At 51.0% G+C, this 14520-nt stretch carries 17 protein-coding genes; 12 read left to right on the forward strand and 5 right to left on the reverse strand.

The window, feature by feature from the left end; genetic code table 11:
• Positions 1 to 98 precede the first annotated feature (98 nt).
• From RAC89_RS17270 to RAC89_RS17290, 5 genes are all read left to right on the forward strand, one after another.
• A complete protein-coding gene (locus tag RAC89_RS17270) occupies positions 99 to 755 on the forward strand; it encodes a succinate dehydrogenase cytochrome b558 subunit (RefSeq protein WP_306614945.1) in 657 nt (218 codons plus the stop codon).
• A gap of 16 nt (positions 756 to 771) precedes the next feature.
• On the forward strand, positions 772 to 2532 hold the full coding sequence (gene sdhA / locus RAC89_RS17275; protein ID WP_284644686.1) for a succinate dehydrogenase flavoprotein subunit: 1761 nt from the start codon (positions 772 to 774) through the stop codon (positions 2530 to 2532).
• A gap of 2 nt (positions 2533 to 2534) precedes the next feature.
• Positions 2535 to 3299, forward strand: coding sequence for a succinate dehydrogenase iron-sulfur subunit (gene sdhB / locus RAC89_RS17280; protein WP_284644687.1), 765 nt, complete (start codon positions 2535 to 2537; stop codon positions 3297 to 3299).
• Between the two features lie 155 nt (positions 3300 to 3454).
• Entirely contained in the window at positions 3455 to 4516 is a 1062-nt protein-coding gene (locus RAC89_RS17285; protein ID WP_306614947.1) for a LacI family DNA-binding transcriptional regulator, read from the forward strand.
• Between the two features lie 57 nt (positions 4517 to 4573).
• Positions 4574 to 5710, forward strand: a complete 1137-nt coding sequence (locus RAC89_RS17290) for a glycoside hydrolase family 88 protein (protein WP_306614948.1) — start codon at positions 4574 to 4576, stop codon at positions 5708 to 5710.
• Positions 5711 to 5786: 76 nt separating this feature from the next.
• Here the strand turns inward: RAC89_RS17290 and RAC89_RS17295 are convergent, their stop codons facing one another.
• Positions 5787 to 6734, reverse strand: coding sequence for a cation diffusion facilitator family transporter (locus tag RAC89_RS17295; RefSeq protein WP_306614949.1), 948 nt, complete (start codon positions 6732 to 6734; stop codon positions 5787 to 5789).
• Between the two features lie 539 nt (positions 6735 to 7273).
• On the opposite strand from RAC89_RS17295, the gene RAC89_RS17300 reads away from it, so the two are divergent.
• From RAC89_RS17300 to RAC89_RS17310, 3 genes are all read left to right on the forward strand, one after another.
• Positions 7274 to 7636, forward strand: a complete 363-nt coding sequence (locus tag RAC89_RS17300; protein WP_284644691.1) for a response regulator — start codon at positions 7274 to 7276, stop codon at positions 7634 to 7636.
• A 133-nt stretch (positions 7637 to 7769) separates the two neighbouring features.
• Complete coding sequence (locus tag RAC89_RS17305; RefSeq protein WP_306614950.1) at positions 7770 to 8267, forward strand: hypothetical protein; 498 nt, start codon at positions 7770 to 7772, stop codon at positions 8265 to 8267.
• Complete coding sequence (locus tag RAC89_RS17310; protein ID WP_306614951.1) at positions 8239 to 8766, forward strand: hypothetical protein; 528 nt, start codon at positions 8239 to 8241, stop codon at positions 8764 to 8766. Before RAC89_RS17305 ends, RAC89_RS17310 begins: the two co-directional genes overlap by 29 nt.
• A gap of 29 nt (positions 8767 to 8795) precedes the next feature.
• Here the strand turns inward: RAC89_RS17310 and RAC89_RS17315 are convergent, their stop codons facing one another.
• Positions 8796 to 8960, reverse strand: a complete 165-nt coding sequence (locus tag RAC89_RS17315; protein ID WP_284644694.1) for a hypothetical protein — start codon at positions 8958 to 8960, stop codon at positions 8796 to 8798.
• 156 nt (positions 8961 to 9116) lie between these two features.
• Here RAC89_RS17315 and RAC89_RS17320 point away from each other — a divergent pair, with 156 nt between their 5' ends.
• The 3 genes from RAC89_RS17320 to RAC89_RS17330 all read left to right on the forward strand — a co-directional run bounded on the left by RAC89_RS17320 (position 9117) and on the right by RAC89_RS17330 (position 10468).
• Positions 9117 to 9713 carry a spore coat protein gene (locus RAC89_RS17320; protein ID WP_306614953.1) on the forward strand — a complete coding sequence of 199 codons (597 nt, stop codon included), beginning with the start codon at positions 9117 to 9119 and terminating at the stop codon, positions 9711 to 9713.
• A gap of 55 nt (positions 9714 to 9768) precedes the next feature.
• Entirely contained in the window at positions 9769 to 10014 is a 246-nt protein-coding gene (locus RAC89_RS17325; protein ID WP_306614954.1) for a YkuS family protein, read from the forward strand.
• Between the two features lie 268 nt (positions 10015 to 10282).
• Complete coding sequence (locus tag RAC89_RS17330; protein WP_306614955.1) at positions 10283 to 10468, forward strand: hypothetical protein; 186 nt, start codon at positions 10283 to 10285, stop codon at positions 10466 to 10468.
• Between the two features lie 58 nt (positions 10469 to 10526).
• On the opposite strand, the gene RAC89_RS17335 is transcribed toward RAC89_RS17330, so the two are convergent.
• The 3 genes from RAC89_RS17335 to RAC89_RS17345 form a co-directional block, all read right to left on the reverse strand.
• Positions 10527 to 11336, reverse strand: a complete 810-nt coding sequence (locus RAC89_RS17335) for a histidinol-phosphatase (RefSeq protein WP_306614956.1) — start codon at positions 11334 to 11336, stop codon at positions 10527 to 10529.
• Positions 11337 to 11361: 25 nt separating this feature from the next.
• Positions 11362 to 12264, reverse strand: coding sequence for a LysR family transcriptional regulator (locus tag RAC89_RS17340; protein ID WP_284644699.1), 903 nt, complete (start codon positions 12262 to 12264; stop codon positions 11362 to 11364).
• Positions 12265 to 12414: 150 nt separating this feature from the next.
• The gene (locus RAC89_RS17345) at positions 12415 to 12738 is read right to left on the reverse strand and encodes a zinc ribbon domain-containing protein (protein ID WP_306614958.1); all 324 of its coding nucleotides are present in this window, start codon (positions 12736 to 12738) and stop codon (positions 12415 to 12417) included.
• Between the two features lie 194 nt (positions 12739 to 12932).
• Between RAC89_RS17345 and RAC89_RS17350 the strand changes: the two genes are divergently transcribed.
• Entirely contained in the window at positions 12933 to 14507 is a 1575-nt protein-coding gene (locus RAC89_RS17350) for an MDR family MFS transporter (protein ID WP_306614960.1), read from the forward strand.
• The last annotated feature ends 13 nt before the right edge of the window (positions 14508 to 14520 follow it).

A 14520-nucleotide genomic window follows, 5' to 3' on the forward strand; every position in this document is an offset into this window, starting at 1 on the left:
AATTTGGTTGACGCTCCTTGGTAAGCAGGAGTACAATGTTTAATGGTTTTTATGTTTGCAGTGACAAGTTTCACATTTCTAGGGGGGAACGAAGGGTAATGTTTAAGAATTCGTATTATTCTCGCAAGCTGCATTCCCTGCTGGGCGTTATTCCGGTCGGCTTCTTTTTGATCGAGCATTTGCTGACCAACTACAAAGCGCACAGCGGCGGACACGCGGCATTCTTGGATCAGGTCAATTGGCTGCATGAGCTGCCGCTCGTACTGTTCCTTGAGATCTTCGGTATTTGGATACCTTTGGCGTACCATGCGATCTACGGTTTGTACGTTGCTTATACGGCACGCCATAATGTAACGAACTATGGCTATTTCCGCAATCAAATGTTCTTGTGGCAGCGTGTGACGGGCGTCATTACGTTTCTTTTTGTCGCATGGCACTTTTTCCAAACCCGGTTTGCGATTACGCTGGGTCTTCCTCAGGGAGATATCGGCGTGCGGATGCATGAAATCGCTACAAACCCGGTCAACTATGTATTCTATGTCATCGGTGTCGTAGCTGCCGTATTCCACTTCAGCAACGGCATGTGGTCGTTCCTGGTCAGCTGGGGAATCACTGTCGGTCCTCGCGCACAGAAAGTATCGACTTATATTTGGATGGGCGTTTTCGTAGTAATGAGCATTATGTTTATTATGTCTCTGACGGCATTTACAGATCCGGAATTCAGTAAGCTGCCGGCAGCGACAGGAACACATTAAGGGGGAGTGAGCGACAATGGCGAATAGTAAAATCATCGTAGTCGGCGGCGGTCTGGCTGGCCTCATGGCAACCATCAAAGCTGCTGAAGCCGGCGTTCACGTCGACCTGTTTTCTTTGGTACCGGTGAAACGTTCTCACTCCGTTTGTGCTCAAGGGGGCATCAACGGAGCGGTTAATACGAAGGGTGAAGGGGACTCCCCTTGGGAGCACTTCGACGATACGGTATACGGCGGCGACTTCTTGGCGAACCAGCCGCCGGTTAAGGCCATGTGCGATGCGGCGCCTGGCATTATCCACTTGATGGACCGGATGGGCGTTATGTTTAACCGTACGCCTGAAGGTCTGCTTGACTTCCGCCGCTTCGGCGGCACGAAGCATTCCCGTACGGCGTTCGCGGGCGCTACAACGGGACAGCAGCTGCTGTACGCTCTGGATGAGCAAGTACGCCGCTGGGAAACCGCAGGCCTTGTGAAGAAGTACGAGCACTGGGAGTTCCTCGGCGCCGTGCTGGATGACGACGGCGTATGCCGAGGCATTGCCGGCCAAGACCTGCGCAGCATGGACGTTGTGACGTTCCGTGCCGATGCGGTTATTTTGGCGACAGGCGGTCCCGGTATTATTTTCGGTAAGTCGACGAACTCGGTTATCAATACAGGTACAGCTGCAAGTGCCGTATACCAGCAAGGTGTGTACTACGCAAACGGCGAGTTCATTCAGATCCACCCGACGGCCATTCCAGGGGATGACAAGCTTCGCCTCATGTCCGAATCCGCACGCGGTGAGGGCGGCCGGATCTGGACTTACAAGGACGGTAAGCCTTGGTACTTCCTTGAAGAAAAGTACCCTGCGTACGGCAACCTCGTTCCCCGCGATATCGCGACACGCGAAATCTTCTCGGTCTGCGTAGACCAGAAGCTCGGTATTAACGGCGAGAACATGGTTTACCTTGACTTGTCCCACAAGGATCCGAAGGAGCTTGACGTCAAGCTTGGCGGTATCATCGAAATCTATGAGAAATTCATGGGCGACGATCCGCGCAAGATTCCGATGAAGATTTTCCCTGCCGTTCACTATTCGATGGGCGGTATGTGGGTAGATTACAACCAAATGACGAACATTCCCGGTCTGTTCGCAGCCGGCGAGTGCGAGTATCAATACCACGGTGCTAACCGTCTGGGCGCGAATTCCTTGCTGTCCGCCATCTTCGGCGGTATGGTTGCCGGTCCGAAGGCCATCGAGTACATCAAGGGTCTCGACAAATCGGCGGAGGACATCTCGTCCACGGTATACGACCGCGCTGTCAAGCAGCACACGGACAAGTACGAGAGCATCCTGAAGATGAACGGTACGGAGAACGCCTACGTGCTGCATAAGGAGCTTGGCGAGTGGATGCTCGACAACATGACGGTCGTTCGCTATAACAAGCGTCTGGAAGAGACGATCGCGAAGATCCAAGAGCTGAAGCAGCGTTGGCACAACATCAACATCAACGACTCGGCGCGTTTCAACAACCCGGGTGTAGCGTTCACGCGTCAGCTGTGGAACATGCTGGAGCTGGCTCATGTCATGACGCTGGGCGGCCTGCTGCGTAACGAGAGCCGCGGCGCGCATTACAAGCCGGAATTCCCTGAACGTAACGACGAAGAATTCATGAAGACGACCAAGGCGAAGTGGACGCCGGACGGCCCATCCATTGAGTGGGAAGATATTGACGTATCGCTGATTGCGCCGCGGAAGCGTGACTATACGACAGATAAGAAGAAGGGAGGAGCTTAATCATGGCTGAAGCGACTGCTTCGAACAAAAAAGTGAAGTTTATCGTCACTCGTCAGGACTCTCCGGAAACGAAGCCTTATACGGAAGAGTTCGAGATTCCGTACCGTCCGAACATGAACGTCATCAGCGCACTGATGGAGGTTCAACGGAACCCGTTGAATGCCGACGGCAAGAAGACGACCCCTGTGTGTTGGGAGTCGAACTGCTTGGAGGAAGTGTGCGGCGCTTGTTCGATGGTGATCAACGGCAAGCCGCGCCAAGCTTGTACGGCACTCGTCGATAAGCTGGAACAGCCGATCCGACTCGCTCCGATGTCGACATTCCCCGTCGTTCGCGACCTTGTCATCAACCGTGAGCGGATGTTCACCGCCTTGAAGAAGGTAAAGGCATGGATTCCGATCGACGGTACGTATGATCTCGGTCCTGGACCTCGGATGGCGGAAGCCAAGCGTCAATGGGCTTATGAGCTGTCCAAGTGCATGACCTGCGGCGTATGCCTGGAGTCTTGCCCGAACGTGAACGATCGTACGGACTTCATCGGTCCTGCGGCGATCTCTCAAGCGCGTCTGTTTAATGCTCACCCGACAGGCGAGATGAACGCTCACGAGCGGATCGACGCTCTGATGACGGATGGCGGCATCGAGGGCTGCGGTAACTCGCAGAACTGTGTGCGTTCCTGTCCGAAGGGCATTCCGCTGACGACCTCGATCGCGGAGATGAACAAAGAAACGACGAAGCATCTGTTTAAGAAATGGCTTAGCGTATAAAGGTTTGGAAGCCTCCGGCTGCCCGATGGATGGGCGGCTGGAGGTTTTTTTTAAAGAAAGGTGCCGATCAACTGATAGTTGACGAAGACGGTAACAGCGTTTACAATGTAATTGAAACGTTTAAATAACAAAAAGAGTAGGAGCTGTTGGCAAGCATGAGCAAGAACCGCCAGGTCACCATCGTAGATATCGCAGAAGCCGCGGGGGTTTCCATTGCCACGGTCTCCAATGTGCTGAACCGTCGGAACGTTCCTATGTCGGAGGAGACCATTCGCAAGGTGGAGAAGGCGGCCGAGGAGCTGGGGTACCGGCGGAATGTGATGGCTGCCAATCTCAGCAGGCGTCGCTCCTATGAGCTGGGACTGCTGGTGCCAAGCTTCGGGGGATATTATGGGCGGTTTGCGGAGGAGATGCAGCGCGTTGCCCATGAGTACGGCTATCATTTGTCGGTATTCTCAGCCGGAGGGTTTAACCCCGATATTGAGAAGCGGCATTTGGACTTACTGCTGCAGCGCCGGGTGGATGGTCTGGTCAGTCACGGCTTGGCGATGTCGAAGGAAGCGACCCGGACGCTGGTCGGAGACGGAACGCCTCTAGTGTTGTTTAACGGTTGGGACTGGCCGGAGGACCTGGCACTCGCCGCGGTGAACTTGGATTTTGCAGGTGGGGCCGAACAGGCGGTTGCGCATTTATATGAGCAGGGATGCCGAACGATGCTGTATCTCTCCAGACCGGGCTCGCATGCGATCGATCAGCAGAGGCGCATCGGATTCGAGAGGGCGCTCAGTCGACTGTCGGATGCCACAAGCGCAATCATCAATATCGATGGATCCCGAGGCATGGAGCCATTACTCGAGGAAGCGTTAACCGTTCCCCGGCAGGATGGGGCGGTAGGGGTGGTCGGCTTCGATGATTTGGTTTCGGTAGGGTTCATGTCACTGCTGCTGGAGAAGGGCTACCATGTTCCTCGCGATTGGAAGGTGGTCGGGATCAATAACGAACCGATTGCCAGATACAGCTATCCGTCCCTTACTTCGGTTGATATCCCTTATCATCTTCAAGCGGGAATTGTGCTTCGGAGAATGCTGCATCATTTGGGTGAAACCGAGCGGCTGAAGCAAGGGAGCTTAGCCGAGCTGCCTGGGGACGTATCGGAGGAAGGGCATGAGGTAAAAATTCCGCTGCACCTGATACCTCGTTTGTCTTCGGAGATTTGATGCAAGTTAAACCGCGGTTTTTCATTCATTATACATAGTATGGGAGAGTGTGAAGTTATGGGTCTTTGGCAGCAGGCAATTGAGGATGCGGTAGAGAAAACAAGAAAGAACATCGAGCGTTACGGCGACTTATTCCCGCACGTAGGAGAAGGCGGGAAGTACTCGAACATGCTGAACCCGAATACGGACTGGACGGACGGCTTCTGGTCCGGGATTTTATGGCTCTGCTATGAGTACTCCAAAGACGAGGCTTTTGCACAAGCCGCTCGCCGTACGGTGGACAGCTTCCGAGTGCGTCTGGAACAGCACAGCCATCTGGACCATCATGATATCGGCTTCCTTTATTCGCTATCCTCCAAGGCACAATGGATGATCGAAGGGGATGAAGCGGCGAAGCAGCTTACGATTCAGGCGGCTGACGTGTTGATGAAGCGCTGGAGAGAGAAGGGCCAATACATTCAAGCCTGGGGACCGGAGGGCGACCCCGTCAATGGCGGGCGCATTATCATCGACTGCATGATGAACCTTCCGCTGTTATACTGGGCATATGAGCAAACAGGTAACGAAAAATACAAGGAAGTGGCCGTCATCCATGCCGACAAATCCCGTCGCTTCCTCGTCCGCGGTGACGATTCGTCTTATCACACGTTCTATTTCGACCAGGAGACGGGCGAATCCATTCGCGGCGGCACACATCAAGGCTTTATGGACGGTTCGACGTGGACTCGGGGCCAGGCTTGGGGAATTTACGGCTTCGCGCTTTCTTATCATTATACGAAAAACCCGCTGTATCTTGAGACCTCCCTTCGCATGGCTCGCTACTTCCTGGAGCGCTTGCCTGAGGATAACGTGGTGTACTGGGACTTTAATGTGCCGATCACGGCGACAACCGAGCGGGATAGCTCCGCTTCGGCCATTACTTCGGCCGGTATTCTCGAGCTGCTCTCGCACCTTGATGCGAATCATCCGGAACGAGCCTTCCTGGAGGACGGTCTGAAGCGTTCGATGGAGGGACTGGTGAGGGGCTATGCAACCATAGGTAAGCCGGATGCCGAGGGCTTCATCGAGCATGGCTCTTACAGCGTTCGCGGCGGTGCGGCTCCGGATGACTTTATGATCTGGGGAGATTATTACTATCTGGAGGCGCTGGTCCGGATGGAGAAGAACATCAAGGGCTACTGGTACGAAAGATAAGCTGTTTAGATAAAAGGCCTGCGGCCGCTGCAAGCAAGCGGCGGTGCAGGCCTTCTATAGTAAGTGAAGCATCGTATTATTCGTGCTCTCGTTCTTCCTCGCGCGTCCGAAGGAATTCCTTGCCGTATTCTCCGTGAGGATGAATATTGGCATGCTCCATCTGAATCGTAGAATGCTCGATGCCGTATTTCTCCTTGAGCGTCTCGTTGATGGCGAGAATGATGCAGAACGGCTGAATTTTCTCATCGATGAAAACATGTGCCGTTAGCGAGTAATGATCCGACGAAATAGCCCATAGGTGCATTTCATGTACGTCCTCGACGCCCTCCACCTGTGCAATCGCTTCACGAATCTCATCGAGATTGAATTTGCCGGGTACGGATTCCATGAGGATAAGATACGATTCTTTAATGATGCGTCCCCCGCCCGCAAAGATAATACCGCCAATCACCATACTAATAAGCGGGTCTACCCAAGCAATGCTTGTGAAGTAAATGATGATCGCCGAAATGATAACCCCTACCGAGCTGAGCAGGTCCCCGATAAAGTGCCACAGGGCGCTCTGAACATTCAAGTTTTCCTCTTCTTCCATACTGTGCTTTAAAACGAGCGTCAAGACAAGGTTTACGATAAGGCCAATGGAAGCGATGATCAGCATCAGCTTGAAATCGATGGGCTCCGGTGTAATGAAGCGGCGAATTCCTTCAATGAAAATTCCGACGGCGATAATGGCCAGCGCCAAGCCGTTCAAGAACGAGGCGATGATCTCAAAGCGCAAATACCCGAAGGTGAAGCGGGCGTTCGGCTGCTTCGTCGCAAGATAGATCGCCACCATGCTGAGACCGAGCGCGATCACGTCCGATATCATGTGCATGGAGTCGGACAGCAGAGCCAGCGAGTTGGACAGCAGGCCGCCGATAATTTCGACTATCGTGAAGAAAGCCGTTAAAATAAGCGTGAACCACAATGTTCGTTTGGAGCGTGACTGCTCCTTCACATGGTGGAGGTGATGGTAATCATACATGACGATCAACTCCTTTTTAATAACACGGTGTATTCCTTGGATTATAAGCGATGGAAGCAATTTTTGGCAAATGGAGGGAATTTACATAAATGCGTTTTCAAAATTGTTACACAACTGAAATATTCCTGTTATGTGTTTAACATGTTTTCCGTGTATTATACTAACCAAGACCCCCTTTTTAATATAAACTACTTGAAAGACTCTCCCCCGTTGGGAGGGTCTCTTTTTTTTGTCCGGAATTCGGCATAGCTGGAAGCTTTCAAAAATTTGATGTAAAAATATTTAAAGTTCCTATTCGACACATTTTGCTATAATTTAGGGGATGGAGTCTATGTACGACAACTTCAAAGCGATGAACCCGTTCTTAGCGAGTGTGGGACTCATAAGCATATAGACATTTAACATCAAGTGACGATAAGCCTGGGCGTGACGACCTGCCGCCCCCCGGCAATTCTTGAATGCAAGCTTCTTATTTCCTATGCGGACGAAGCATTCAGCAAGTGGAAGCTCAATACAAATTGAAAGCACGAGGTGGGAGAATGGCGAGAATCATGGTAGTCGACGATGCCGCATTTATGCGGGCCATGCTAAAGGACATCTTGATAGGAATGGGACACGAGATAGCCGGGGAAGGCACTACGGGAATCGAAGCGGTAGCCGTATATAAGCAGTGCAAGCCGGACTTGGTGACGATGGATATCACGATGCCTGATGCGGACGGGATTTATGCATTGAAGGAAATTCGCGCCTTTGATTCCGCTGCGAAGGTGATCATGTGCTCAGCCATGGGTCAAAAGGCAATGGTCGTGGATGCCATACGAAACGGAGCTTTGGACTTTATGGTCAAGCCGCTGCAGAAGGAACGGGTAGTGGAAGCGATAGAGAAGCATTTGAAATCCTAATCAGCTGTAAGCTTCCCGATAGCTATAGAGACCTTCCCGACATGTCGGGAAGGTTTTTTGCCTATTCCGGTATAACTGGAACTCCCCTATGGAAAAATAACCGCAACCATTGCTGTCGAAGGTAGGGGAGACTATGGAGCTGACCATTTATACGATTCTTTCGTGGTATACATTACAGCTAATGATGGCCCTGCCGCGTAAGCTCCCGCTTGCTGTGAATGTACTGACTTATATGATCCTTTCCATTGTCGATATCAATAAGTTTACGTATTGCACGCATACGTTGCAATTTGTAAGAATCAGTCACGAGATTCCGAAGTTTCTCTCGGTTATTCTGCACCGGGATATTATATTTACCCTTTCGCTGCTGATCTTCGCCAATGTCGTATTGACCGCCCGTTCCGCCAAAATAAAGTGGGGAATGACCCTTTACACGTTCGTTTTCTGCATTGCCGATTTGATATTGATGCGTTCGCTAGGAATTATTGAAACGGAAATGCGAATCATCTTTTGCAATATGGCCATAATCCTTATTCTTATGGGATTATCCTTACTGACCGCCAAATGGCTGCTTAAGCTTGAACAGAGAAGGAGGGCGCACGATGGGAGAGAAAAGCAACCTCATTTATGACTATGGATTCAATGGAAATGAATGGTTTGCCATCGGTCTGATTGTTGTTGGAATGGCAGGTGTTCTGATGCTCCCCAAAAGGTTCACACCTATGGAGACCCTATTCAATTTACTGTTCGGCGTGTTTATGGGACTCATGTTCGATCATACGATCGCTGTAGAGCCCTTCGATCTTTACGATGTCGGAGATCAAGCGAAGTACCAGCTTTTCGATCTATTTTCCTACTTTATGTATGCGCCGTTCGGTTATTTTTTCATATACGGCTGCGAGTGGCTTCGGATAAAGCATACAGGAGTGCTGCTGTACATCATCGGATGGACCGTGTTCGCCATCGCTGTAGAATGGATTGGGGTTAAGATGGGGCTATTTCATTACAAGCATGGGTTTACCATCTTGTTTTCGATTCCGATCTATCTCTTTGTGCAGAGCTTGCACCTGGTATTGTATCGATTGATTTTTCACAAAATAGGGGTTGAAAAGGAACGACATGCCTCCTAAGAAGGAAAGCATGTCGTTTTTCGTACTTCCTATTCCCTATTCCATACGAAATGCTCGCGTTGATGGGTCTTGTTGCTGCTGCTGAATTGTTCCGCTTCCTCCAGGCTTTCAAATTCAGCTATACCGGCATCTCCGTCACCGTTATCGTACCAAATGCGGTATTCAAGACGGGCGTCCAGAGGCTCGTAAGACATAGTAGGCTTTCCCCCTAAGATAAGTGGTGAATACAGATGTTATTATCACTGAAGTCGGGGGCGGCTATACGAATAATTTTTTTCCGGGATGGTTACCTTAAACTTGGCAAAAAAACCCTGCCCAAACAGGACCACCACAAAGGAGATGTGAAAGCTATGCCATTCGGCGCTCACGAAACAATGGAAGTCCATGAAATTTTGAATGAAAAGCTGAATCTGATCAGCCATTTCGGCTTGTATGCACAAATGACACAAAACGAGCAAATTCGCTCCATGCTTACTCGCCATATGCAATCGGCTATGATGTCCTATGATCGGCTGGTAACGTATACTCATGATTATGCTGCGGCGAATCAGCAGCCTCCGACTTATCAGGGGATGACAATAAACATTCAGCCTCAGCAAATCCAATACGGCCTGCACAACCCTATGCCGATAGCTCCGCAAATGCAGGGCTCATTGAACGATCAGCAAATTGTCAGCGCCATGCTGATCTGTCATAAGAGCAGTGCGAAGGTACATATGCAGGCAGCTCTGGAATGTGCCGACCCGAACGTTCGCCAGATGCTCATTCAAGGCTCTATTACATGCGCAGAGCAAGCCTATGAGGTATTCCTGATGATGAACCAGCAAGGACAGTATCAGGTTCCTACGATGAACGACCATACCGCTAAAACATTCCTCCATAGCTACCAGCCGGCGCAAGGCGGACAGGGCTTCGTTCCGAATAGTTCTTATATGCAGCACCAATAAGAATATTTTCGTGCGAGATGCTCAAACTACATGAGGGTAAAGGAGGCGAAAACAAATGGCCAAAATCGCTGTAGAAGACAGCTTGAATAACGTGAAGGACGCGTTGAAGCAAAACGGTTATGATGTGGTGTCGCTCGATAACAGCAGCATCCAGAACTGCGACTGCTGCGTCATCTCCGGACAAGACAAGAATGTCATGGGCATGACGGAAACGGTCACTCGTGCATCCGTTATTAACGCTCAGGGGATGTCCGAGTCTGAGGTAGTAAAGCAGGTAAGCCAGCGCTGCGAATTAGTATAAGCGGGAATAAGAAATCTGCCTTCCTACTCCAATGGTGGGCAGATTTTTTTGTATACAAAAAAGATAGGCTCCTCAGAATGGATATCATCATACTGAAAGGTACCTATCTCATGGCAAGTATTACTCTACACGAAGATTGCCTTTAGGGTCTACCGCCAAATGTTGGTCTGGCCACACATAGGAAAAAATGCTTGTTCACCCATCCTATTATTGGAACACTCTGCACTCAAGCTGCATATTGTGTAGTATCCAATGATAGGAGGTGGACATGTTGGATAAATTCCTGACAAACTTAGGTGGACTTCTTGGTGGGTACGCGCTGGTGAAAGTACCAGTTGACGGAACCGTATTATCCAGTTTAGACCCCGTCCTTGATTTACTTGGAGTAGCAACCATGATCGTTTTTGCTGGGGCTTACATCTATCATGGAATCCGTTCGATGATGTCGAGATAATCCCGTAACTCAAAAAAGCTGCACTCCTGTGAGGGAGGCAGCTTTTCTTTTATATATGCTAAAGCGGTACGACCTGGCGCTGCTTCTGTTTGAAATACACCCATTCACGGAAGCCGATTTCCTTCAGCCGCTTCGCAACTGCATCCCACTCGTCGCCGACCCGCTCCGGAACATGGGCATCGGAGCCGAACGTGACGCGGACGCCGTGATGGTGAGCGCGCTCCAGAATTTCGTCGGTCGGATACCAGCCGCCGCAATCCTTCGTTTTACCGGAGGTATTGATCTCGATAGCTACATCGCTCTCGGCGATCACCTTTAAGCATCGGTCTACCGCATCGGTCTTAATGTTCGCGAACTCCGGGTAATAACCGCGCATGGCGTCGATATGTCCGAGAATCTGGAACATGCCGCTGCGCGCCGAATGCTCAATCAGCTCGTAGTACTGTTCCTTTTGAGCGACCTTCTGCTTCTCGTTCAATCCGTTCCAGCGTTTCCGGTTAAAGATGCTAACCCCGCCGACCTGATGAATCGAGCCGATAATATAATCGAACGGATACTTCTCATAGACGGAGCGGTAAATCTCCGCATGCTCCGCGTAAAAGTCCGATTCCACACCCAGGAGAACATCGATACGGCCCTCATATTCGGCCTTCAGCTTAAGCACTTCTTCTACATATTTGGCAAATTCGCTCTTGGCCATCGCAATGCCGGGCTCCGGATGGTCCTTCTCGTGGGCAAAATAGGGGGAATGATCGGAGATACCGATCACCTGCAGCCCGTTGTTGATTGCCGCCTCAATATAAAGGCGAATCGTGCCAGTAGCGTGTCCGCACCTTTCATGGTGCGTATGTAAATCGAATTTTACCATGGGATCTACTGCTCCTCTCCGTATCTTACTCTGAGCCGATGAATTGGATCTCCTGCATCCCCTTAAGATCAATAAGGAATTGATTCAGCGCGGAGCTCAAATAGCGGCCCGTTTTATAAACGACGCCCACCGGATGGCTGATTTCCAGCTCGTTCACCCGGATCATCTTCAGTGTACCCAATTTAAGTTCGCTCGCAATCGACAGCTTCGAAATAATGGCTGCGCCGAGATTCAGCTCCACCATACGTTTGACCTCTTCACTGCTGGGAAGCTCCATGACGACCTGCGGTGTAATGTACAGCTGTTTGAATATTTGGTCGACAAACCGGCGTCCTGCGGTTTCAGGAGACAACATGATGAGGGGAAGCTCATGAAGCCGCTCAATGGGCACATGGCTGTATTTGCTGAGCGGATGCTCAGGGGAGACGACCAGCTCGAACGTATCGTAGTATAGCACTGAGCTCTCTAGGGTTGGCTGCTTGTCGAACAAATAAGTAATCCCGATATCGATCGAGCCGTTCTCGACACTGGCCATAATCTGTGAGGATGTCATCGAGTGTATCGTCGTTTTGATCAACGGGAACTGATTTTGAAAATAAGAAAGCACTCGCGGCAGGATTTGGATGGCGATCGAAGTCGTCGTTCCCAAATGGATATGGCCCTGCGGAGTCTGGTTCAAGTCGGATAACCGCTGCTTCAGCTCCTCGACGGTTTGGAGAATGATCTCGGCATGCTCCAGAAAGACGCGGCCGCTGTCCGTCAGCGTCACAGGCTGGTTGCGGTCGATCAGTGTGGTCTTGAATTCATCTTCCAGGCTCTTAATTTGCGCGGATACCGCAGGCTGGGTCAGGTTCAGAAGTTCACCGGCCTTACGGAAGCTCATCGTCTTGGAGATGGTAATGAGGGTTTCCAATTGGTTAAGATTCACGTCGTTCCTCCTCTCCCGGAATTGGGATGAAACGTTCGCCTACCATAGCTGGATAAATAATAATAATTTATCAGCAAGGCAATAAATATAAATACAATTTGTTATAAACAAAACCTATTATATGATACTTGGTTCCTTTGGGCAAACTTTCTAAGGAGATTCCGTGTTTTCCCGTAGACTTAATCCGCAATCCGGGCATTCTTTATCTTCAGCGGATATCGGCGTGAAGCATGCCGGACAAGTCTCCCGGTCGGGCCATTGCTGAGGAGAATCGTCTCGCGTTTGAGGAGAGGCCTGAGGCGGCGGGCTTAGGCGTTCGAGCGCCTGCTGCATTTTTTCGATCGTCACCTGCATTTCTTGAACGGAACGGGTAAGCTTGGAGTCGTTAATCGCGGAGTAGATGACATAATGCAAAATCAGCATGATAACAATCACGACGACGGCAAACAAGAGGAGAGACAGTAAGGCTCCCATAGGCAGTCCTCCTTTATATAGGTTTTTTAAGAGAGGGCTTTGATAAAAGTTTTTCTTATTTTACCATGTTACGGGCAGTCTGTTGTTAAATTTATGTAAAAAGTTGTCTAATTGCATTGAATCATACTCAAATTTGAGTATAATAACGATAGGCTTTCAGCCTATTTAATTTGTACGATTGAAGGAGAGGTACCATGACGGAGACCAAAAAATCAAACGTCCGCTGGACGATTGTCGGATTGATGCTCGCATTGCTGCTGGCGTCTCTTGACCAAACGATCGTATCCACGGCGATGCCGACCATTGTCGGAGAGCTGGGAGGACTTGAACAGTTTGTATGGGTGTTTTCAGCCTATCTGATTGCGAACGTAGTGTCGATGCCGATCTTCGGCAAATTAAGCGATATGTACGGCCGGAAGCTGTTCTTCCTGCTTGGACTCATCGTGTTCATGATCGGCTCTGCGCTTTGCGGGACAGCGTCCACGATGCTGGAGCTGATTATTTACCGAGCGGTACAGGGGATCGGCGGCGGCGCGCTGATGCCGATTACCTTCACGATTGTATTCGACCTGTTCCCGCCCGAGAAGCGGGGAAAAATGCAGGGCCTGTTCGGTGCCGTATTCGGCATCTCCAGTGTGCTGGGCCCGCTGGCCGGGGCTTATTTTACCGATAACATTGACTGGACCTGGATATTCTACATCAACTTGCCGTTAGGCGTGGTTTCACTGATTCTGATCTCGGTGTTCTACCGCCCTTCGCTGCCGACGAATCCGAATCAGAAGATCGATTGGGCGGGGACGATTGTTTTTGCCGCTGCGGTGCTGTGTTTGATGTTCGGTTTGGAGCTGGGGGGCAAAGAAGGGTATGCTTGGGGCTCCTTGCCGATTATCGGATTGTTCGCCGGCTTTGTTCTGCTTTCGGCCTTATTCCTGTTCATCGAGACGAAGGTATCGGACCCGGTCGTACCGCTTGGCTTGTTCAAGCATCGACTCTTCTCGGCGAGCATGGGGGCGAGCTTCTTCTTTGGAGCCGTGATGATCTCCGCCGCTTCGTATATCCCGCTCTTTATCCAGGGGGTGTTCGAGGGCTCCGCTACGAGCGCCGGGCAGGTACTGACGCCGATGATGCTGGGGGTTGTGGTCAGCTCGGTGCTGGGAGGACGATTCATCGGCAAGCTGTCTTACCGTAATATTCTGATCGTATCCAGCAGCTTGCTGATCGTTGCGACAGTGCTTCTGAGCACCATTTCCCTGGGTACCGAACGCTGGCTGATTACCGTTTATATGATTTTGATGGGGCTTGGCATCGGAGTCTCGTTCCCCGTGATCTCCATTTCTTCGCTGCACGGTGTGTCGATGCATCAGAGGGGCGTGGTCACTTCGATGGTATCGTTCTTCCGTACGATCGGTACAGCCCTTGGCGTCACCGTACTCGGAGCGCTTCAGGCCCATGCGATGAAGAAGAGTTTGGCGGAGCTGCTGCCCAATGGCGCGGCGCAGGAGCCGCCGAATCCGCAGGTGCTGCTCCAGCCCCAATTCCGTGCCGCCTTGCCGAAGCCGGTGCTGGACCAAATGATCGCCGGACTCGCGGATTCCATTGCGTTCGTCTTTCAATGCAGCATCGTCATGGCAGTGCTCGCGTTCCTCATTGTGCTCATGATGGGGAATGCCAAGCTGGAGGTAGGAGCCCGGGGAGCGGGAGCCGGCAAGCCGCAGAAGGATGGCTCGCGAGAAGAGCCTGATGCTTCACCGACACCGGGACACTTGTAGGAGGTGAAAAATC

The organism is Paenibacillus sp. GD4 (assembly GCF_030846225.1).
Taxonomy (GTDB): domain Bacteria; phylum Bacillota; class Bacilli; order Paenibacillales; family NBRC-103111; genus Paenibacillus_G; species Paenibacillus_G silviterrae.

Coding starts and splice junctions, on each gene's coding strand:
- sdhA (WP_284644686.1), top strand. CDS start 772: ATGGCGAATAGTAAAATCATCGTAGTCGGCGGCGGTCTGGCTGGCCTC.
- RAC89_RS17315 (WP_284644694.1), bottom strand. CDS start 8,960: ATGTCTTACGAGCCTCTGGACGCCCGTCTTGAATACCGCATTTGGTAC.
- RAC89_RS17325 (WP_306614954.1), top strand. CDS start 9,769: ATGGCCAAAATCGCTGTAGAAGACAGCTTGAATAACGTGAAGGACGCG.
- RAC89_RS17335 (WP_306614956.1), bottom strand. CDS start 11,336: ATGGTAAAATTCGATTTACATACGCACCATGAAAGGTGCGGACACGCT.
- RAC89_RS17345 (WP_306614958.1), bottom strand. CDS start 12,738: ATGGGAGCCTTACTGTCTCTCCTCTTGTTTGCCGTCGTCGTGATTGTT.
- RAC89_RS17295 (WP_306614949.1), bottom strand. CDS start 6,734: ATGTATGATTACCATCACCTCCACCATGTGAAGGAGCAGTCACGCTCC.
- RAC89_RS17300 (WP_284644691.1), top strand. CDS start 7,274: ATGGCGAGAATCATGGTAGTCGACGATGCCGCATTTATGCGGGCCATG.
- RAC89_RS17285 (WP_306614947.1), top strand. CDS start 3,455: ATGAGCAAGAACCGCCAGGTCACCATCGTAGATATCGCAGAAGCCGCG.
- RAC89_RS17270 (WP_306614945.1), top strand. CDS start 99: ATGTTTAAGAATTCGTATTATTCTCGCAAGCTGCATTCCCTGCTGGGC.
- RAC89_RS17305 (WP_306614950.1), top strand. CDS start 7,770: ATGGAGCTGACCATTTATACGATTCTTTCGTGGTATACATTACAGCTA.
- RAC89_RS17330 (WP_306614955.1), top strand. CDS start 10,283: ATGTTGGATAAATTCCTGACAAACTTAGGTGGACTTCTTGGTGGGTAC.
- RAC89_RS17290 (WP_306614948.1), top strand. CDS start 4,574: ATGGGTCTTTGGCAGCAGGCAATTGAGGATGCGGTAGAGAAAACAAGA.
- RAC89_RS17350 (WP_306614960.1), top strand. CDS start 12,933: ATGACGGAGACCAAAAAATCAAACGTCCGCTGGACGATTGTCGGATTG.
- RAC89_RS17310 (WP_306614951.1), top strand. CDS start 8,239: ATGGGAGAGAAAAGCAACCTCATTTATGACTATGGATTCAATGGAAAT.
- sdhB (WP_284644687.1), top strand. CDS start 2,535: ATGGCTGAAGCGACTGCTTCGAACAAAAAAGTGAAGTTTATCGTCACT.
- RAC89_RS17320 (WP_306614953.1), top strand. CDS start 9,117: ATGCCATTCGGCGCTCACGAAACAATGGAAGTCCATGAAATTTTGAAT.